Raw genomic sequence first — 18,787 nt, forward strand, 5'->3', positions numbered from 1 at the left:
AAGAGCGATATTCCCTTCCAAGGTGGAGTTCTGCTAGAGAAACGCGATGTCTGACGCCGCCGAGAAATTCATTGCCGCCGCTGTCACCCCGCTGAGGGAGAATGCGGAGATGCAGACCACCGCGGAGCGGGAACTGCGGGGGATGATGGAGGGTAGGGAGATCTCAGCAGAGGTAGTTGAGGAAGCGGGGAGACAAGTAGGGCCCAGGAGGAGATGGGGACGGCCCGTGGTCGGGGTGATGCTGGCGGTCTCGCTGCTACTCGGGGGGGTGCAGGTATTCCGACTCGTTCAACAGCGGGAACTGATCAGGGCGTTCCTGGACCTTGAATACCCCGCTGAGTTTCCGGAGTCGTTTGCCAAGCGAAACGCCACGGCGGGGCAGTTGCTGCTAATCGCCGATGATACGGGAGCCCTACTGGCAAGCGACCCGGACAATGCGGCTTACCTTGCAGACCATTGCCGCTTCCTCCTTACGCAAGGTCGCAAGGAACTGCATGCGGGCCTTCTTAAAACCGCGGGAGAGATCGACCCAGAAAATGGCTACTTCCTCTATCTCGCTGCCAACCAAGCGGCAAAAAAGTGCGTCAAATCGATCCCCGGACCGCGCCGGAAAAAGGGTGAGCCACTGCCCATCGAGCAATGGAAAATCGAGGATGAGGCTCGATTCGAGGAGGCGCTGAGTCTTCTGAAGAAGGCGGTCGCGCTGCCGAAGTGGGAGAGCTACCGCGGGGAGATTGCGCAAGCGCGATTCGAGGCACTGGAAAGCCCAAGGGATCTCGTGGATGGGATGGGCAAAGCCCTTCTTCAGAGTCGTCTCGACCGAAGGCCGATCGATTCCACCTCGTACGTGATCGCAGCTAAGGCCGAGCAGTGCGGCCTGAACGGAGATCGGGAGGGACTGAGGGAGTTGGCGCTTATATGGGAAGCACTCGCCCGGCGGCAACTTGAGCTTGCGCGGCCCGGTCTTCTCGACGGGCTCTTCATCGGTGGAGACATCGTGTTCCCAATCAGCAATCTGAGAGACGCGGCAAGCAAGCTGGGCGAGAGCGAGCTTGAAGCAAGGTTCCGCAGACTGAGGGAGGCCTACGATCACCTATCGAGGCAGCGCCGGGAAAGCCCGGCGGGGGAGGCGCGGAATGACACGATCGAGCACCGCGGGGCCTATCTCGCCGCAGTGGCTCCGCTCGAGAGTTTCGGCCCGAGCGACGCGCCGGCGATTCAAGACGAAGAGCTGAAGCCCGGGCGGCTTGCCGACTACGCCTTGATGGATAGCTGGCTGGCTTTGACGGGCTGGGTGATGCTGGGGCTCGCGAGCCTGACAATCGCCTTGTACCGATTCCGGGGAGGTTTGTTTGCGCGCAAGATGTCGTGTGTGCTGTCGGGACTGATCCGACCCGGCGACCATGCCTGGATCTTCGCGGGCGGGATCCTATTTCCGATGGTTTGCCTGCTGCTTCTCAGCCGGCTTACCGATTTGGGTTGTCGCCAGTGGAATGGCGGTCTGCACGGGATGGCGGTTCCGGTGGGGCAGTTCTTGGCGACTTTGCTAATCATAATGGGACTGCCGATCCTGATCGCAAGAAGGCAACTGCGGAAGCGAGCGGGTTTCCTAGGGCTATGTGAGACCAAGTCATGGGCGGGGTGGTTGGCGGTACCGATGGGTATCGCGGCGATTGTCATCTACGGGCTGTCGATCCCGGCATTCGACCCGAAGACCGGCGCTCCGGATGGTCTCATCAATGCTGCGGATTTCATCGATCTCGACATCACGGAAGCGGAGGGGCTGCCACGGACGCTGCTCTTCACTGCGACCGGTGGAGTGGCGGCGGGATTGATTTGGCTAATCGGGGCGGGAATGCGGGCGCTCTTCTCGTCACATGCCCGCTTGCTAGAGCGCTGTGTCCTGAGTCGGGTGGTGATTCCGGCCTATCTCGGCGGGATGGTGCTGATGGCGACGATGGCCATGCTTCATCATGCCGAGGAGAGATATTGGGTGAAGCAGGACCGGTGGATGGCGGTGAGCGCCGAAACTGCTCCGCGAGGCAGTCATGAACATTGGCTGGCGACTTCCTATTTCGAGAGGCTGCGGGAAGCTCTGGATGGCCGCATCGAGACGAGATGATGGGATCAGTCCGGTCTTCGATGGAAACCCATTACTGATGAAGAGCGGGATTCCCCTGCCCTGCCGATGTCTGATAGTTCATCGCCAATGCCGGAAGCAGGAGAACGATTGATCGCCGCGGCGACGGATCCGCTGAGGGCGAATGCGGAGATGCAGGTGGCGGGCGAGAGGCTGCTGAGCGAGGCGATTGCGAGATCGGGAGGAGCGGAGGGTGATGAGATCCTGAAGGCGGCGGACCGGTTGGAAGGATCTAACAAGAATGGCAGACCGGGCTGGAGCAGGGTGCTCGGCCATGTCGCGGCTTGGTGCTTGTACGCGGCGCTCCTGCTGACGGGGATCATGTATTGGGTTTCGGTGAAGCCCACGCTGCTGGATATCCAATCGCTGGGAGGACTCGGGAGCATGAGTCCGCTAGGCCCGGCGGGGAAAGAGGTGGAGCCCGAATGGAAGAGGGAACTGAGCGCGGAGCAGCGGCTGCGGCTTTTCGGCGATGTTTCGCAGACATCGAAGGCGCGGCGCTGGAAGCCGCTGTGGGATCTCGATCCGACACGGCCGGAGTTCTTCGCCGAGTATGCTTCGGAGTACATTCGCGAGCACAAGGATGTGCCGCCGGACTTCCTCAAGATCGGGGAAGAGATCGATCCCGGGAATGCATGGTATCCGCTGATGGCATTCGCGATGGAGGCGGGGAAGGCGATCGAGAGCATCCCGCGGAGCGAGGAAGAGAAGGCCGCCAAGGTTCCCGCGAAGTATGTCCTGAAGGATCCGCAAGGGCTCGAGCGGGCGAAGCTTTTGCTGCGGCAGGCGGTGGCGATGCCACGGCTGGATACGCGACAACGCGAGCTGCTGGCGGCGAGGGTCCGGCTGCTGCCGCACGACAACGATTGGCCACATAGCATGCAGGGGGTGGCCTACATGGCAGGTGAAGGAGGGCGGCTGCTGCCTCTGAGGGAAGTGATCGGGATGCTGCGAGTGGAGTGCGAGCGCATCCAAGAGAGCGGCGATGCCGAGGCGATGCGGGCCTTGATCCGGGAATGGGAGGCGCTGGCGAAGCTGCTGGTAACGACTCCCGAGTGCAGCTTGATCGATGCACTGGTGAAGCAGGCGGTACTGCGCGGCGGCTTCTCCGCAACCGCGAAGGCGGCGCGGAAGATGAACCTGGAGGAAGCCGGGCGGCTGGAAGGGATCGACCAGCGACTGAAGGAGTATCGCGACAAGATCCAAGCGGCGAAGGGTGGCTACCAGGATTTCAAGAAGCGGGCAGGCGCGCTGGCGGGGCTCTCCCTGCCGACGGTGCAGAAGCAGGTGCTCAAGCCTCCGGGGATCACGGACGAGGAGCTGAAGCCCGCGCGGGTGGCCGAGCACGAGTTCATCACCAAGATCGCGCTAGGCGCGTGGTCGGCGAGTCTGGGGATGATCGCGCTGGCGGTCTTTCTCTACCGCTTCCGGGGCGGGGCCCTGCGCCGGATCCTGGCCGGGCAGATGAGCCAGTTGCTCGACCGGAAGGACCGGATGTGGATCATGGGCGCAGGAGTAATCGCCCCGCTGGCCGCAGGCTGGCTCCTGCTACGGCTGCCGGGGACGGGAGCGAGGGAATGGAGCTTGATCGCGATCGAGTTCGCCGCGCCGATGATGGTAATTCTGTTAGGCGTGTGGCTGACGATCCCGCTGCCGGTGCTGATCGCGCGGTGGCGTTTGAGGAAGAAGGCAGGCTTTGCAGGGCTTGCTTGGAAGCGGGAGTGGATCCCGTGGCTGCTGGTGGCTTGGATGCTGCTGGCGATGCCGCTGGCGGGTTGGGCGCTGCTGCCATGGAACCTGAAGCCTCCGGTGGCGATGGCTTATGTGGCTCTGTCCTCGCTGGCGCAGGGGTGGATGATCGCAGTGGGTCTGCGCGGACTTCTCAGCAAGCAGGAGTATTTGTTGAAGCGGGTGACCCTATCGCGCGTGGTCTATCCTGCTTATCTGCTGGCAGGCATTTTGACGGGAGCGATGGCGATGCTCAGCCATCAGCTTGAAAAGCGGGCGATCCGGGCGGATCAACTGACGGGGATCTCCGCGGAGAAGCCTTCCATGAGCATCTACGAATACGAGATCACGCAGGTGATGGGGCGGGAGCTCCGGGAAGTGATCGAAACCGAAGACTGAAGCAGCCGATATGAAGATCCGAGGTATTCACCATGTGGCGATCATCGCGGGCGATTACGAGCGCTCGAAGGCCTTTTATACGGAGGTGCTGGGGTTCCAGGTGATCCGGGAGACTTACCGGGAAGTACGAGATTCGTACAAGTTGGACCTGGAGTTGCCGGATGGGACGCAGATCGAGCTGTTCTCGTTTCCGGGGGCGCCGGAGAGGGCGTCGTATCCGGAGGCGCGGGGGTTGCGGCACCTGGCGTTTGCCACGGGGGATCTGGATGCGGCGGTGGCGTTTTTGTTAGAGAAAGGGGTGGAGGTGGAGGCAGTAAGGGTGGATGAGTTGACGGGGAGAAGGTTCACGTTTTTTGCGGATCCGGACGGTTTGCCGCTAGAGCTTTACGAGGGGTGATTTGTTAGAGACGGGTAGATGGAGGGATGCGGGTGGACGCCAAGGTCCGCAACCTCTTCGAGGTAGGATATCTGCGGTGGTCTAACCCCGGGTAGGCCTGTGGCCAACCCGGGGCTTTGTTGCTTAGTCCCGTTGGGACATTTGAGTGGGGACCAATACACGGAGGATCCGATGAAGGACAAGGTGCGAAGCATGCAAACCCGGAGTTCACCGACGGGGAACCAAGAGCATAGAGCGCGGCGATATCCCAGGCGGGCGCGAGAAGCCGGAAGGACGAGAGTCCTTCCGCTACCGTGGGGGGACGTTAGCGGCGCTTGGCGGCGGCGGAGGTGACTTCGGCGACGAGGCGATGGAGGACGAGGCGGTGGTCGAGGCCGGTGGTGACGAGGGAGCGATCGGCCTTGAGGGTGGACTCCATGGCGCCGCGGAGGCCTTCCATGCTGAAGGCTTCGGCACCGCGGAGGCAGAGGAAGAGCGGGTAGATATTCACGCCGCCGGTTTTCTTCTGCGGGAGCCAGAGGCGCTCCATTTCGGGGAGGCGGTCGACGGCGGCGGCGAAGTCCTTGTAGTTCCGCATGGGGAGGCGCTTCTCGGCGAGGACCTTCGCCATGAAGAGATTCCGCACGGTGGGGATGATCGAGGCGCGCATGAGACCGATGGCGTTCTCGCCGCGCTCGAGCTGGTGGTCGATGAGTTCGAGGGCGCGGGCGGCATTGCCGGTCTGGAGGGCATTGCCGATTTCGAAAACGACGCCGGCTCGGCTGAGGGGGACCATGCGGCGGACGTCGTCGGCATTCACCTCGCGACGGTCCGGGCCGAGGTAGAGGTCGATCTTCTCGAGTTCGTTGCCGATCTGGCGGGTGGCCTCGCCGGCGAGCATGACGAAGAGTTCGAGGGCTTCGGGCTCGAAGCGGAGGCCGAGATCCTTGGCGCGCTTTTCGACGAGATCGGCGACTTCCTCCTGCCAGCCTTCGCGGGAGGTATCGATCTTGTCGTAGGCTTTCACCTGGGCGTTCTTTTCGAGGAACTTCCAGAAGGCACGGCGCTTGTCGATGCCGGTGGCGCTGAGGAGGAAGACGACGCCCTTGCCGAGGCCGGCCTCGAGGCAGGATTTGAGGGAGTCGACGCCGGAGAGGGTGCGCTCCGAGCGGCCGGTGACATCGTCGATGAGGAAGCTGGCGTTCTTCAGCCAGACGACTTTTTCCCCGCCGAAGAAGGGCATGGTATTGAGGGCCTCGACGACGGAGCGGCAGATCTGGAAAGCGCCCTCGGAGTTGTCGGCATTGCCGTCGATGGTTTCGTGGGTGAAGCCGTCGTCATTGCCGCCGGTGAGTTCCCGGTGGAGGCGGAGGGCTTCTTCCTTCACGCGCCCGTCGTCGCTGCCGACGATGGCGAAGATGTTCGAGTTCGGCTTGGCGGCGGCCACGGGGGAGGATGGTCCGGGGGGAGGAGACCTGTCAAAGCTCCAGCGGGCCGGAGCCGGGGCGGGTCTTGGATTCGCCGTTCTTTTTCCGCTCGCGGGCCTCGCGGAAGAAGCCTTGGAGCAGGGCGAGACTCTCGTCGTGAAGCACGCCGGAGGTGATCTCGCAGCGGTGATTCAGGGGCGGATTGGCGTCGAGGAGGTTGATCCAGCCGCCGGCGGCGCCGGCCTTGGGGTCTGGGCAGCCGAAGACGACACGCTCCGGGCGGCAGTGGACGATGGCCCCGGCGCACATGGGGCAGGGCTCCTTGGTGACGTAGAGGGTGCATTTCTCAAGCCGCCAATCGCCGAGGACATTCTGGGCGGCGGTGAGGGCGAGCATTTCGGCGTGGGCGGTGGCGTCGCGGAGGGTTTCGACCTGGTTCCAAGCGCGGGCGATGATCTTGCCCTCGCGGGCGATGACGCAGCCGATGGGGACCTCGGTGGCGGCGTAGGCGCGCTTCGCCTCGCGCATGGCTTGGGCCATGAAGTAGTCGTCGCTGGCGAGATCGATGATGGGGTCCACGGGGCTGGGATAAGTTCCAAGTCAGAAGTATCAAGTGCCAAAGGAGAAAGCCGGGGAGTCAGGCTGCTCTTGCGGCGGCGGAGACCGCGGCGAGGTAGCAGAGGAGGATGACGGACCCGGCGAACAGGGCATAGACCAGTGCCCGGCGAGAGGCAGTCCAGCCGCGGGTGAGCGGGCTGCTCAATATCACGGGGGCGACAAGAAGGCCGCCGGCGAGCGTGACGGCGCCCGGCAGGAAAAATGCCATGCGGATCTCTTTCTCGGTGGCTTGGGTGAATTCCTCCAAGGCCGGCGGGTAGAACTCGCCCTGAAGCCAAATCCCGAAAATGCCGCCAGCGATGACCAGGACGCCCATGACCAAACCAATGCAGGCAACGGAGCGGGAGTCTGATGCGGAGATCTTGTCCATCGCACAAGATAGAGGGAAGAGCCCGGACGAGCCAAGACTCAAGAGCCGGCGACGGCCTGCCTTTCTTGGAACTTGGCACTTCTGACTTGGAACTTAGGCTCTCCGCGTGATCCCGCCGACGTATCGAGACCGAGTAATCGCCCCTTCCCTGCTGGCCGCTGATTTTTCCCGCGTGCGGGAGGAAGTGACGCGCGCGATCAATGCCGGTGCCGATTGGCTGCACCTGGACGTGATGGACGGGCATTTCGTGGACAACATTTCCTTCGGACCGGCGATGGTGCAGGCGGTGCACGAGACGAACGACATTTACCTGGACGTGCATCTGATGGTGTCGCGGCCGGACCACTATCTGCCGCGATTCGTGGCGGCGGGTGCTGACCTGATCACGGTGCACGTGGAGGCAGGTCACGATGTGGATTCCACGCTGCGCAAGATCCGGGATGCAGGATGCAAGGCGGGTCTGGCGATCAATCCGGCGACGCCGCTGGAGGCCGCGCTGCCGCATCTGGCGCATGCGGACCTGCTGCTATGCATGACGGTGGTGCCGGGCTTCGGCGGGCAGGCCTTCATGCCGGAGGTGCTGCCGAAGATCGAGGCGGCGGTGAAGTGGCGCGAGGAGCAAGGGCTGGCCTTCCACATCGAGGTGGACGGGGGGATCGATGCGCTGACGGCGGCCCGCTGCGCAAAAGCCGGGGCGAACGTAATGGTGGCGGGGTCCTCCACCTTCAAGGCGCCGGATATGGCGGCGGCGATCCGGCAGATCCGGGAGGCCTAACCAAGGGACGAAAAGCGGCGCCAGCGGCGCTATCAGCATGTCATGAAGTCCTCGAATCTCATCGCCATCGGAGCCGCTCTGGCCGGCTTTGCCATAGGCTGGATCGCCAAGCCGTCCGGGGAAGCGCCTGCGGAGAAAACGGCAGAAATGGCCGATGCGGGGAAGAAGCCGCGGGCCGGGATGGATTCGAAGTCGGGCGACCGCTCGGAGCGTCCGCTGGTGCTCAAGCAGCGGCCCAGTGCCAAGGGTAGTGCCGAGCGAGATCCGGAAATCTCGGCTGCCGAGCGGAACTTTCAGGTGAGCTTCAGCAGTGCGGGCGAGCGAACCAACAATGCACGGCTGAACCGGCTTTCCGAGGCTCTGGGCCTGAGCGAAGAGCAGAAGACGGCGGTGAACGCGCTGCTGAGCGGGCGGCGCGAGGGATTCAAGGACCTGAAAGGGAAGGGCAAGACGCCTTCCGAGATGGTGGCGGAAGCAGGCAACTCGGTGGCGGTCTTCGAGAACGCCCTGAAGGATGTGCTCGATGACGAGCAGATGCAGGCCTACCAAGATCTGAAAGTCCGCGAGCGGCAGAACGACATCGAGGCGAAGGCAGCGACCGAGTTCGCCGATTTGGTCCGGCAGGTGGATCTTTCCATCGAGCAGCGCGATCAAGCGATGGAAGCGATGCGCAAGATCAGCGAGGAATCCTTCGCGAAGAGGCCTGCGGGTTGGGAGTTGATGTCGGAATCGATGGAGATGATGGGGGGCCTTTACAACGATGCCTTCGAGAACATGTCGGGCTTCTTGGATGATCCGGCGGTGATGGGCAACCCGGCCGAGATGCAAAAACGGATGAACGAGGCACACCGCGCCGCCTCCGAGCAGAAGGTTTCGCGGCTCACGGAGATCCTGACGCCGGCGCAGTTGCAGCAGTTCCGTGCGACGCTGGATGCGCGGTCGAATTTCCGTGAGATTTCGCCTGTGCCGCCGACACCCCAGCGCTGATGCCGATGCTGAGAGTCAATGGTGAGCTGGCGGATCCAGGGTTAATCGAGGAGGCCTTTGCACGGCTGAAGGCGGAGGCGGAGCTGCTGAGCGAGGTGTCCTGCTGCGAGCGCGACGAGGAGTTCCGGACGCAGGCGGAGGAGGAAACGACCGATGGCATCCTGCTGGCGCAGGAGGCGGAGCGGCGGGTGCCGATGCCATCCGGTGAGGAGGTCCGCACGGCCTTCGAGAACACGCTGCGGCAATGGCGTGAGCACGGGGCATCTTGGGATCTGCTGGATGCCGAGCGGGATTCGCTGCGGGCGGAGACGATTTCGCGGATGCGGATGGAGCGCTTTACGGAAGAACTGTGGCAGGAGCTTCCCGAATTGAGCCATGCGGATCTGCAAGCGTGGTATCAGACGAACCGCCCACGCTTCCGGACCACGGCGGCGGCGCGCCCTCTGCATCTGGTGCGCTTCCCCGAGGGAGGCGATCCGTGGGATGACTACGAGGCGATGCTGAAGCTGCGGGCGAGGGCGCTGGCGGGAGAGGACTTCGCGGCGCTGGCGAAGGAGCACACGAAGAAGCGCGGTGGGGAGATCGACTTGGGCTGGATCGAGCAACAGCGCGTGTTCAATCCCTTCGAGGCGATGTTGTTCTCGCTGCGAGCCGGTGAGGTAAGTCCGGTCTTCTACTACGAGCAGGCGCTGCACCTAGTGAAGGTGGAGGAAGTGAGGGAGGCGGAGGTGAAGGCCTTCGACGAGGTGGCAGAGATCGTGCGCGAGGAGCTGGTGCGCGAGCGGCGGCTGAAGGTGCTGAAGGATTTGGCAATCAAGCTAAGGGAGACCGCGGTGATCGAGAGGGCTTGATGACGAAGGTTCTGGCGGTAGCTCGCGGGGCCTGCTAGAAGCCGCCCGATGGAACCTTCAGCCTCCCCGAATCCCTATGCGGCACCCTCCGACTTAGCCGGAGCTCTGGCGCACGACGGTGAGCGGAAGTTCTATCGAGAGGGGAAATTCCTCGTGGTGCGCGACGGGGCGGAACTGCCGAATCGCTGCATCCACACCAACGAGGATGTGCCTCCCTCGGGATGGAGGAAGAGGAAGCAGATTACATGGACGCCGCAATGGGTCTTCATCACCATCCTGCTTAGTCCGCTAGTGCTCCTGCTACTAGCCTTGGTCCTCCAGAAGAAGGCGCATATCACCTACAGCATGAGCCAAGCCGCCCGGTCCCGCCTGATGCGAAAGCGGTTGATCTGGCTCGGTATCTTCGCCGCCGGCGTCGCGATCGCCGTGGCGGGTGGAATGCTCCTGTCCTCGGACGAGAGTTTGATCGCGGTGTTGGCAGGGATCCTTGTCGGTTTCGTAGGGCTCGTCGGCAGTGTCGTCCAATATGCGCTGGCGGTAACAGGACACCGGGACGGACGATTCACGGTGAAAGGATGCTGCGAGGCTTACTTGAATTCCTTGCCGGGGTAGGTTCCTGCCAACGCACGCGATGAGCGGAGGTTCAATCGGGACCGGGCCCGAAGATCGCTTTCAACTCCGAGTGGATCCACCTCGCGTGCTCGAAGCCGGCGCGGGAGCCGGTGGCGTAGTGGTCCTTGTTGGTCACGGATTCGAACTCAATGCGGGCGGTCCACTTCTTCTCCTCCGCGTGGATCACGAAGATGGAGAGAACCGATAGACCGAGAGCCAAGGCCATTACGGGGGTGCAAGCGCGAAGCAGGATGAGGCGATGCAGGCGGCGTGGCGATTTCTTCAGATAGCAGCCGACGAGGATCATCGAGGCCCAGAGCGCGGGTAATCCAAGTACCGTTGCGATGACGGCTTCAATCCAGTCCCCGTCCATACGCGGAATATGGGCAAGCGTGGGAACCGCTGACATGACAGGCATGGAGCCCAAGGCGAAGAGTGCGAAGGCCGGTCCCGCATCGATAAGCCGCCACCCGAACCCGACCCCCCAGGCCCGCTTGGCGAGGCGCCATCGCGCCACCTCCACGGTGCAGAGCAGGAGTGAGAGTGCGAGACCCGTCAGTTGCAAGGCCATGAGAAAAGTCTGCGACCGTTCCATGGTGTGATTACGGAAGCCCGGCCAAGGAAGTCGTTGGAGCAACAGATAAAGTGCGATCGGCAATGCCATTCCGAGGCCGACGATCCAGAGCCAATCCCGCCATGCCAGCAACTGCAGCAGGCGATCTGCGAGACGTCGGAGGCCCGGACGCGGATAATGTGCGGTGAAAAGGATGAGGCCGAGCATGCAGCAGAGCAGAGCGGAGAGGACGTGCATCAGCACGCGTTCCCCCATGGCGTATTCGGCGAGCCTGCCGCCTCGCAACTCGGACTCCATGAGAGCGCTAACCCCTGGATAGCGTCCGATGGTCCAGCCTTCAGCGAGATTGCTAGCGCGTTGATCCGTAAAACTGCCCCGCGGAATCCTCGATGCGTCCTTCAATTCCGCACGACGAGGTGCCTCTGCAAAGCTCTTGAATCTCGCGGCCACGGCCGGATCACCCATGATGCCGTACGCGTCCTCGATGGCCTTTGCTCCTAGGGTAGCCGCCTGCCACAAGATGACGCCCTGATTCAGATCCGACTGATCCCTCTTACAAAAGGTCTGAAAGATCCGTTCGTAGCGCCTGGCAAGTTCATCCAGTTCCCTGCGATTGCCAGTGTTCGCGAAATGAAGTGCGGCTCCTTGAAATAAGAGCGGAAGTTGATCGAGGCATCCAGAGTCAAAGGGGCGACCCTCCGGATGCTGCCTCTTGAACTGAGAGAACAGAAGCTGCTCCGGATAATCCACCGGAGCAGACCAAGCCGACATGCGCAGTGCCGAAAGCCGAGATCGGAAATCGGTCCAAGCCGGTAGGGCCAACGCATGATCAATCTCTGCGAGAATGACCTTCAACTCGGCTTCGTCCTTCACCCTCGCCGGTTTCGCAGGAGTTATGACAGCCCTGCTTCCCCAACCCTTCTTAGTTTTTCTTGTCGCTGGCTCGATGACATCGCCAATCCGGGAGCAGGCGTCGATGAGCGCGAACCAGCCGTTATCGGGATCCAGTTTCTCGCCGGTGGCCACCCAGTTCTCCGGCCATTTGTACCAACTTCCTCTATAGGCTAAGACGTATGCATAAAAGTGAGCGGGATCTTCCTCATGGGCTTCCCATACCGCCTTCCATCTCCGCGCATCATCAATTCCTTGGAGATCTCCCATCGCGACGAGACGCTGGTCGTGAGCGATCCGAGACATGATCCAAGACCTCGCGTCCTCGTCATCCGGCTCGCCTATCAAGAGTTCCTCCACCTCATTGGGGATAAACTTATCGAAGGAATCCGTCGCCATGCGGATGCGCCAAAGCGACTGACGCGTGGCAGGAGAAAAGAGAAATCCCAATGATAGCGTCAACACGAGCAGCGTCGCGAGTCGGGGCACAAGCGCACGAAACTTGCTCGTAAGCGCCGTTGACCGCATGCGGTCAGTAACGACAGGAAACGCGTCGGGAGCCACCGAGGTGGGCATCCCCGAAGCGAGGCGGAGCGTGTCCTCCAATACCTTGCGGGAGGCCTGATCCTCTTTGAGCGGGATGAGGACGACATCGACGAGGTCTTGCTTGTCCGAATCGAGATCCACCGGTGCCACCATCAGGTGAAAAATCAGACCAAGACAAGGTCATCCCACAAATCGGGCAAACTTAACCCGCAGCGTCATCCACGATGCCAACACATGGCACATGCGTGGACCGCTACTTCCTCTCCTTGTGGGACTGGTCGGCCTTGATGTCCTCTCCGGCCCAGATGCGCTTCTGGGTCCATGGCTCGGGAGCGGCGGTCCAGAAGGGATCGTTCGCGGGAAGGCCGAGATGTTGAAGACCGGCGAGACAGAGGTAGAGGCTGCCGGTGGAGATGTATCCCTCGCGAATGGAAGGCTGGTGGCCGACGGCGCCGACTTGCAGCCAGCCCTGTTTGTCGAAGGTGCCGGGAGCTTCAAGGGTGCGACGGATGACGGCGGTGAGGGCACCGCGGACGGCGGCGGGCGAGGTGGCCGCAGGTAGTTCCTTGCGCCAGGCCATCATGGAGAGATGCTGAAAGGCACCGAAGCGGTAGGCGCTGGAACGACCGATGACCGGGTAGGTGCCCTCCGGCGAGATGAGACGCTCCTGCACGGAGGCGTAACGCTTCGCACGGGCAAGCACGCGGGCCCACGATTCACCAAGCGGATCCTGCTTCTCCCGGCAGACTCCGATGACGGCGAGCATGGCGGGCTGGATGACGAAGCTATTGTAGTAGTCCCAGTGATACTCCGGGCCATCGCCATAGGTGCCATCGCCAAGATACCACTCCTCATGCTTCTGCAGGGCATACTTGATCGGTGCCATCTCGCACTCGCCGGTGAGTTTCCAGAGCGCGGCTTCCACCAGCGCGGAGAAGAGCAGCCAGTTGCTCTCATAAGGCTTGATCGCGCGGGTCTGCTTGAGGGCGGCTACCAGATTCGCCTTCTCGCTTTCCTTGAGCGGAGCCCAGAGCTGATCGGGGGCCTGGATGAGAGCTTGGGAAAGGAAGGCGGCATCGACGAGCGGTTGGCCAACCTCGGTGAAGTTCATGTAGTCCGGCGAAGCGGGATCGGTGGCCATGACCAGGGCCTTGCGGGAAAGTTCGATGTAGCGGGCGCGAAGCTTGCCCTCCGGTGACTCATCCGCTCCGAGAGCGAGCCAAGGGGCGATGCCACCCATCGTGCGGCCGAAGGCTTCGAGGTAGGTCCACTTCGCGCGGTCCTTTTCACCGGGGCCGAGGGGCAGCTCTTGCTTCAGTTTTCCCGTGGCGAGGTTCTCAAGGACCGGGCGCGCGATGCGATCGAGCGCCTTCACCGAGAACTCGCGATCCTGCCGCCCGGTCTGCGCGTGCAGAGGAGAGAGCAGGAGGGAAAAGATCAGCGAGATGGCCGCAGGAAGACGCATGGCGCGAGCCTAGCGGCCCGCACGCGCTTGTCCCGTAAAAGCGCCTCCCACAGATCAGGGATTCAGCCACTGCTTGAAGGCGGCCTCGTCCCCGGGGAGACGGGAGGCGACCTTCTCGCGATCGGCGAGGATGGCCAGGCGCTCCGGGATCTCCACGGCGTCCTTGCCGATCTCCTGCTCCATCACATCGAGGAACTTCGAGGGATGCGCGGTCTCCAGCGTGATGGTGGCATTACCGGGATTCGCGGCACGCCACCTGCGGGCGGCGAGCCAGCCGACGGCACCGTGCGGATCGATCTCGTAGTTGAAGAGCGACTTCACCTCGCGGATGGCGGCGCGGGTCTGGTCATCGGTGAAAGAAGAGCCTTCGATCTTACCGCGCATCGCTTCCCACGAGTTTCCGAACAGCGCCTGCATGCGGGCGAAGTTCGAGGGGGCGCCGACATCCATCGCGTTCGAGATGGTGGCGGTGCTGGGGCGGGGCTGGTAATCTCCGCTCTTCAGGTAAGCGGGGACGACGTCGTTCGCATTCGTGGCGGCGATGAACTTTTTCACCGGCAGGCCGAGTTGCACGGCGAGCAGGCCGGCGGTGAGATTCCCGAAATTCCCCGAAGGAATGACGAAGGCGGGCTCCACGCCCTCCGGCAACTGGCGGGCACTATGCATGTAGTAGAAGCTCTGCGGGACGAGCCGCGAGAGATTAATCGAATTCGCCGAGGTGAGGTTCAGGCGCTCCGACATCTCGCGATCGAGGAAAGCGGACTTCACGAGACGCTGGCAGTCATCGAAGGTGCCATCGATCTCCACCGCGGAGATGTTATCGCCGAGGGTGGTGAGCTGCTTCTCCTGAAGGCCGGAGACCTTTCCCTGCGGGTAGAGGATGATGACGCGGGTGCCGGGAACGCGATGGAAGGCGGAAGCGACCGCACCGCCGGTATCGCCCGAGGTGGCGACGAGCACGGTGAGCTCGCGATTGTCACCGCGCACCAGCCAAGCCATCAGGCGGGCCATGAAGCGGGCTCCGAAATCCTTGAAGGCGAGCGTGGGGCCGTGGAAGAGCTCGAGAATGTGATCGCCCGGAGAGAGCGAGATCAAGGGAGCGTCGAAAGCCAGAGTGCCCTCCACGATTTCCTTGAGCGCGGCAGCGGGGACATCCTCATGGAAGAAGGCATGCGCCACCGCGTAGCCGATCTCCTGAAAGCTGAGCTCACGCCAGATCGACCAGAAGTCCTGGCCGAGCACGGGCAGGGTATCCGGCATGTAGAGACCGTTATCCGGCGGCAGGGAGCGGAGGATCGCTTCCTTGAGATCGACACGATGGGCGGGATTGTTGGTCGAGTGGTAAAGCATCGGTGGAAGGCCGCCGCGGCGCGGCAATTCGGGAACCTGAAGGGCGGGGAGTCGATGATAAAAGGAGTCAACCGGGCCAATCCGGCGGGCAGTTCGCGTGAAATCCCCGGCCGTCAAATGCGTGTAAAAGAGTCATGCGCTGGCCATTCCCGATCGTTCCCGTCCTATTTTCGCTGGCGGTGGCCTGTGCCACGGGGGCGGAGCAGGAACCGGTGCAGGCCGCGATCATCGGCCGCTTCGCCAAGGGGCCGGTGGGCGCGCCGGTGCGGGTGAATTCGGTGCAGTTCGAAAGTCTCTACGGCTCAAGCAACCCGGTCGCCTGGCCGGCCGAGCTTCAGGCGCGGAGGTTCTTCGCCCAGCAGGGGGCGGCGCTGCATGTGATCCGGGCCAATCCGGGTGGCAGCTTGAGATCGGCACTGGAGGGCGATGCGCTCGCGATGAGCGGGAGGCATGCGCTGCCGCTGATCCGCGACTTCGGTGTGCTGATCTGCCCGGAGCTGACTCTACTGCCTGCGGGAGAGGTGCCGGGCACGCTCCAGATCTGGCGGGATGCGATGAAGGAGCGACGGGCGATGCTGATCCTGGATCCACCGCCCGGGCTCACCACGGTGACCGCGATGACCCAGTGGACGACGCAGAATGCCCCCAGCTCCGCGAGTTCGCTGGCGATCTACTATCCCTATCTGAACGCGAGCATCAACGGCGCGACGACGAGCTTCGGCGCGAGCGGCAGCATGGCGGCGGCCTGGGTGAAGAACGACTCTCTAACAGGCGAAGGGATCTGGAGTTCTCCGGCGGGAACGCAACTGCCGCTGGTGGCGGATAACTTGAGCACGACGCTGAGCACCTCGCAGCAGGATGCACTGGCGGCGGTTTACGTCTGCCCGATCATTAAGCCGACGGTTAGCGGTAACATCATCCCCTGGGGCATACGGCACCTCGACGGAGGGAATCCGGAGAACCGCTACATTTCCTTGCAGCGCACATTGAATTGGATTGGCACGAACGTGACACGGTTGGGATCGATCAGCGCGAGCCGGTCTAACAACAGCGCGCTATGGACCGAGCTCCGCGGCAATGTACAATCGTTTCTCCAAGAGATCTACCAGCGCGGGGCGCTTCAAGGAACGACTGCTTCACAGGCTTACTTCGTGCAATGCGGTCTAGGCCAGACGATGACCCAAGCGGACGTGGATTCGCATGTGGTGAAGCTGATGATCGGCGTGGCGATGACCCGGCCCTCGGAATTCACCATCGTGCAGTTCAGTTGGGATACGCGTAATCCCGCGCGCCCGCTGGCGGCACCGCGCTTGATCATGCGGGATGGCTATGCGGGGAAGCAGCTCTTCTACAATACGCCAGCCGGTGCAACCTACTCCCTGAAGTCATCCGCAACGATGACGGCGGGCACGTGGTTCGAGCACGCGGCACCGGTAACGGGAGACGGGACATGGCGGCAGGCCCAGTTCGAACCGATCTACGGGAGGCGGTTCTTCCGCTCGGAGCAGACGGCGCTGCCATGAGGCTGACTCAAGGCCGACCCGCGAGCTTGATCACGCCATTTCCGCCGAGCTGCTTGCACTTCGCGACCTCCGCGCGGCCGACGGCTTCGGATACGGGAGAGGAGACGGGCTCCATGCGCGGGACGGGCGCAGGGGTGGGAACCAACAGGATCTTGTCGACCTTCGTCTCCACATCCTGCCGGATGAAGTAGCACTTGCCGGGCGAAGCCTGAAAGGAGTGGCTGAGGATCCCGCGCGCCAAGGATGGATTCGGATCCATGTGCATGACATGCGGGCCCTTCGAGACCGGCACCACCACGAAGGTCCCGGCGTGGTTGGCGCCGTGAGGCTTGCCATCCACGCGCACGATGGTCGGAACCTTGCCGGTGGTCATGGAGATGCCGGGCTTGCGATAGACGACGAGCAGGCCCTGACCCTTCGGCGGAGTCAGGGCGCGTCCCATCTCGAGTTCCGCCGCGGTCGCTTGCGGGTAATCGACCGAAACGCAGGATACCAGCGAGACAGCAAAGAGGGATGTCGCGGAGAGGAGGAGGAAACGGAGCGGATTCATCCCGACTACTTCGGCTTCTTCTCGTCCACCACGTGCACGCCGTGGGGATTGATCTTCGAGACGTAGACTTGGTTCCCAAGCGGGATGGCGGAGAAGACCTTGGAGATCGCCTCGCCCACCTTGCGCGCGGTTTCCTCGCCTTCGCAAAGGGCGAAGACGCTGGGGCCGGCACCGGAGATCGAGAAGCCGAGGGCACCGGCGGCGAGGGCGGCACGCTTGGCCTTGTAGAACTCGGGGATGAGCTTCTGGCGGCGAGGCTCGGCGATGACGTCGTGGATCGAGCGGGAGATCAGGCCGTAATCTTCCTGGATGATGCCGCAGAGCAAGCCGCCGAGATTGCCAATCTGCTGGGTGGCATTCACGAGCGGGATGTCTTTCGGCAAGATCTCGCGGGCGACCTTGGTGAGGACCTCGATGTCCGGATGGACGACGGCGGCCCAGAGGTTCTTGGGCGCGGGAAGCTGGGCGACGTCGAGTTCGTCGTTGCTGCGGATGAAGACGATGCCACCGAGGAGGCAGGGGCCCACGTTATCCGCGTGCCATGCGCCGTCGGCCGAGGCCTCGCCGGCCATGGCGAAGGGCAGGAGCTGCTTCTTGGATAGCGGCTCGCCGATCAGGCGGTTCACGGCGAAGGCACCGGCGACCGCGGAGGCGGCGGAGGAGCCGAGACCGGAGCCGAAGGGCATCTTCTTGTGGATCTCCATCTCGATCCCGAGATCGGTCATGCCGAGGTGGCGGAGCAGATCGAGCGCTGCCACGCCGGCGGTATTCTTCTCCGGGTTCTTGGGGAGCTTGCCTTCGTCACCGGTAATCTTGGTGATGTGCAGGCCGGGTTTGTCGCAATGACGGACGATGACTTCGTCCCCGGGCGCGTCGATGGCGAACCCGAGCACGTCGTAGCCGCAGGCGACATTGGCAACGGTGGCGGGCGCGAAGACGCGGACTTCCTGGATGGCTTCCTTCAGCATGAGCGCGGGGAGCAAAAGACCCAAGAGCCCGAGACTCAAGACCCAAGACTGGAGTTCTGCGGCATGCCGCCTCCCGGGAATTCAAGTCTTGCCTCTTGAGTCTTCGCGTCTTGAGTCTCTCGGGCATGGCAACCCCGCTGGTCGGAATCATCATGGGCAGCACGTCGGATTGGCCGACGATGGAGCATGCGGCACGCACGCTGGAGGACTTCGGCGTGGCGTGGGAGGCGGAGGTGGTGAGCGCCCACCGGACGCCGGACAAGCTCTACTCCTACGCCACGGAAGCCCGCGGGCGGGGCCTGAAGACGATCATCGCCGGTGCAGGCGGGGCAGCCCACCTGCCGGGAATGACCGCCGCGATCACCGACCTGCCGGTGCTGGGCGTGCCGGTGGAGTCCCATGCGCTGAAGGGCATGGATTCGCTGCTTTCGATCGTGCAGATGCCGGGCGGGATTCCGACGGCGACCTTTGCGATCGGCAAGGCCGGGGCGATCAATGCCGCGCTCTTCGCCGTGGCGATGCTGGCGGGTGAGGATCCGGCGCTGCTGGAGAAGCTGCAGGCTTTCCGCAAGAAGCAGAACGAGACGGTGAAGGCTGCGGAGCTGCCCACCCTAGGCTGAGCCGAGGAAAAACGACG

General features: G+C 63.0%; 17 protein-coding genes. 9 read left to right on the plus strand and 8 right to left on the minus strand.

Going from position 1 to position 18,787, the window contains the following annotated elements; all coding sequences use genetic code 11:
* Positions 1–46: 46 nt before the first annotated feature.
* The 3 genes from OJ996_RS14855 to gloA2 all read left to right on the plus strand — a co-directional run bounded on the left by OJ996_RS14855 (position 47) and on the right by gloA2 (position 4,664).
* Positions 47–2,122, plus strand: a complete 2,076-nt coding sequence (locus OJ996_RS14855; RefSeq protein ID WP_264514402.1) for a hypothetical protein — start codon at positions 47–49, stop codon at positions 2,120–2,122.
* Between the two features lie 66 nt (positions 2,123–2,188).
* Entirely contained in the window at positions 2,189–4,267 is a 2,079-nt protein-coding gene (locus OJ996_RS14860) for an MFS transporter (RefSeq protein ID WP_264514403.1), read from the plus strand.
* Positions 4,268–4,277: 10 nt separating this feature from the next.
* Positions 4,278–4,664 carry an SMU1112c/YaeR family gloxylase I-like metalloprotein gene (gene gloA2, locus OJ996_RS14865; RefSeq protein ID WP_264514404.1) on the plus strand — a complete coding sequence of 129 codons (387 nt, stop codon included), beginning with the start codon at positions 4,278–4,280 and terminating at the stop codon, positions 4,662–4,664.
* Between the two features lie 304 nt (positions 4,665–4,968).
* Here the strand turns inward: gloA2 and holA are convergent, their stop codons facing one another.
* The 3 genes from holA to OJ996_RS14880 are packed head-to-tail and all read right to left on the minus strand — an operon-like array spanning position 4,969 to position 7,058.
* Positions 4,969–6,090 carry a DNA polymerase III subunit delta gene (gene holA, locus OJ996_RS14870; RefSeq protein WP_264514405.1) on the minus strand — a complete coding sequence of 374 codons (1,122 nt, stop codon included), beginning with the start codon at positions 6,088–6,090 and terminating at the stop codon, positions 4,969–4,971.
* Between the two features lie 31 nt (positions 6,091–6,121).
* Positions 6,122–6,649: a tRNA adenosine(34) deaminase TadA gene (gene tadA, locus OJ996_RS14875; RefSeq protein ID WP_264514406.1), complete on the minus strand. Its 528-nt coding sequence runs from the start codon at positions 6,647–6,649 to the stop codon at positions 6,122–6,124.
* 58 nt (positions 6,650–6,707) lie between these two features.
* Positions 6,708–7,058, minus strand: a complete 351-nt coding sequence (locus OJ996_RS14880; RefSeq protein ID WP_264514407.1) for a hypothetical protein — start codon at positions 7,056–7,058, stop codon at positions 6,708–6,710.
* A 106-nt stretch (positions 7,059–7,164) separates the two neighbouring features.
* On the opposite strand from OJ996_RS14880, the gene rpe reads away from it, so the two are divergent.
* The 4 genes from rpe to OJ996_RS14900 are packed head-to-tail and all read left to right on the plus strand — an operon-like array spanning position 7,165 to position 10,283.
* Positions 7,165–7,833, plus strand: coding sequence for a ribulose-phosphate 3-epimerase (gene rpe / locus OJ996_RS14885; RefSeq protein ID WP_264514408.1), 669 nt, complete (start codon positions 7,165–7,167; stop codon positions 7,831–7,833).
* A 42-nt stretch (positions 7,834–7,875) separates the two neighbouring features.
* The gene (locus OJ996_RS14890; RefSeq protein ID WP_264514409.1) at positions 7,876–8,820 is read left to right on the plus strand and encodes a hypothetical protein; all 945 of its coding nucleotides are present in this window, start codon (positions 7,876–7,878) and stop codon (positions 8,818–8,820) included.
* On the plus strand, positions 8,820–9,671 hold the full coding sequence (locus OJ996_RS14895; protein ID WP_264514410.1) for a peptidylprolyl isomerase: 852 nt from the start codon (positions 8,820–8,822) through the stop codon (positions 9,669–9,671). The genes OJ996_RS14890 and OJ996_RS14895 overlap by 1 nt, the downstream gene beginning before the upstream one ends.
* A 48-nt stretch (positions 9,672–9,719) precedes the next feature.
* Complete coding sequence (locus OJ996_RS14900) at positions 9,720–10,283, plus strand: hypothetical protein (RefSeq protein WP_264514411.1); 564 nt, start codon at positions 9,720–9,722, stop codon at positions 10,281–10,283.
* Positions 10,284–10,314: 31 nt separating this feature from the next.
* On the opposite strand, the gene OJ996_RS14905 is transcribed toward OJ996_RS14900, so the two are convergent.
* The 3 genes from OJ996_RS14905 to thrC form a co-directional block, all read right to left on the minus strand.
* Positions 10,315–12,447, minus strand: a complete 2,133-nt coding sequence (locus OJ996_RS14905) for a hypothetical protein (protein WP_264514412.1) — start codon at positions 12,445–12,447, stop codon at positions 10,315–10,317.
* Between the two features lie 100 nt (positions 12,448–12,547).
* Positions 12,548–13,759 carry a DUF2264 domain-containing protein gene (locus OJ996_RS14910; RefSeq protein ID WP_264514413.1) on the minus strand — a complete coding sequence of 404 codons (1,212 nt, stop codon included), beginning with the start codon at positions 13,757–13,759 and terminating at the stop codon, positions 12,548–12,550.
* 54 nt (positions 13,760–13,813) lie between these two features.
* Positions 13,814–15,109: a threonine synthase gene (gene thrC, locus OJ996_RS14915; protein ID WP_264514414.1), complete on the minus strand. Its 1,296-nt coding sequence runs from the start codon at positions 15,107–15,109 to the stop codon at positions 13,814–13,816.
* 134 nt (positions 15,110–15,243) lie between these two features.
* Here thrC and OJ996_RS14920 point away from each other — a divergent pair, with 134 nt between their 5' ends.
* Positions 15,244–16,632 carry a hypothetical protein gene (locus OJ996_RS14920; protein WP_264514415.1) on the plus strand — a complete coding sequence of 463 codons (1,389 nt, stop codon included), beginning with the start codon at positions 15,244–15,246 and terminating at the stop codon, positions 16,630–16,632.
* A gap of 7 nt (positions 16,633–16,639) precedes the next feature.
* Here the strand turns inward: OJ996_RS14920 and OJ996_RS14925 are convergent, their stop codons facing one another.
* The gene (locus tag OJ996_RS14925; RefSeq protein ID WP_264514416.1) at positions 16,640–17,182 is read right to left on the minus strand and encodes a hypothetical protein; all 543 of its coding nucleotides are present in this window, start codon (positions 17,180–17,182) and stop codon (positions 16,640–16,642) included.
* A gap of 5 nt (positions 17,183–17,187) precedes the next feature.
* Positions 17,188–18,150, minus strand: coding sequence for a homoserine kinase (locus OJ996_RS14930; protein WP_345783789.1), 963 nt, complete (start codon positions 18,148–18,150; stop codon positions 17,188–17,190).
* 125 nt (positions 18,151–18,275) lie between these two features.
* Between OJ996_RS14930 and purE the strand changes: the two genes are divergently transcribed.
* On the plus strand, positions 18,276–18,770 hold the full coding sequence (gene purE / locus OJ996_RS14935; RefSeq protein ID WP_264514418.1) for a 5-(carboxyamino)imidazole ribonucleotide mutase: 495 nt from the start codon (positions 18,276–18,278) through the stop codon (positions 18,768–18,770).
* Positions 18,771–18,787 lie beyond the last annotated feature (17 nt).

It is taken from the genome of Luteolibacter rhizosphaerae (assembly GCF_025950095.1).
Lineage (GTDB): Bacteria > Verrucomicrobiota > Verrucomicrobiia > Verrucomicrobiales > Akkermansiaceae > Haloferula > Haloferula rhizosphaerae.

Coding starts and splice junctions, on each gene's coding strand:
- OJ996_RS14910 (WP_264514413.1), bottom strand. CDS start 13,759: ATGCGTCTTCCTGCGGCCATCTCGCTGATCTTTTCCCTCCTGCTCTCT.
- OJ996_RS14905 (WP_264514412.1), bottom strand. CDS start 12,447: ATGGTGGCACCGGTGGATCTCGATTCGGACAAGCAAGACCTCGTCGAT.
- OJ996_RS14920 (WP_264514415.1), top strand. CDS start 15,244: ATGCGCTGGCCATTCCCGATCGTTCCCGTCCTATTTTCGCTGGCGGTG.
- OJ996_RS14860 (WP_264514403.1), top strand. CDS start 2,189: ATGTCTGATAGTTCATCGCCAATGCCGGAAGCAGGAGAACGATTGATC.
- thrC (WP_264514414.1), bottom strand. CDS start 15,109: ATGCTTTACCACTCGACCAACAATCCCGCCCATCGTGTCGATCTCAAG.
- OJ996_RS14930 (WP_345783789.1), bottom strand. CDS start 18,150: ATGCTGAAGGAAGCCATCCAGGAAGTCCGCGTCTTCGCGCCCGCCACC.
- OJ996_RS14855 (WP_264514402.1), top strand. CDS start 47: ATGTCTGACGCCGCCGAGAAATTCATTGCCGCCGCTGTCACCCCGCTG.
- OJ996_RS14880 (WP_264514407.1), bottom strand. CDS start 7,058: ATGGACAAGATCTCCGCATCAGACTCCCGCTCCGTTGCCTGCATTGGT.
- OJ996_RS14895 (WP_264514410.1), top strand. CDS start 8,820: ATGCCGATGCTGAGAGTCAATGGTGAGCTGGCGGATCCAGGGTTAATC.
- purE (WP_264514418.1), top strand. CDS start 18,276: ATGGCAACCCCGCTGGTCGGAATCATCATGGGCAGCACGTCGGATTGG.
- OJ996_RS14900 (WP_264514411.1), top strand. CDS start 9,720: ATGGAACCTTCAGCCTCCCCGAATCCCTATGCGGCACCCTCCGACTTA.
- OJ996_RS14890 (WP_264514409.1), top strand. CDS start 7,876: ATGAAGTCCTCGAATCTCATCGCCATCGGAGCCGCTCTGGCCGGCTTT.
- OJ996_RS14925 (WP_264514416.1), bottom strand. CDS start 17,182: ATGAATCCGCTCCGTTTCCTCCTCCTCTCCGCGACATCCCTCTTTGCT.
- gloA2 (WP_264514404.1), top strand. CDS start 4,278: ATGAAGATCCGAGGTATTCACCATGTGGCGATCATCGCGGGCGATTAC.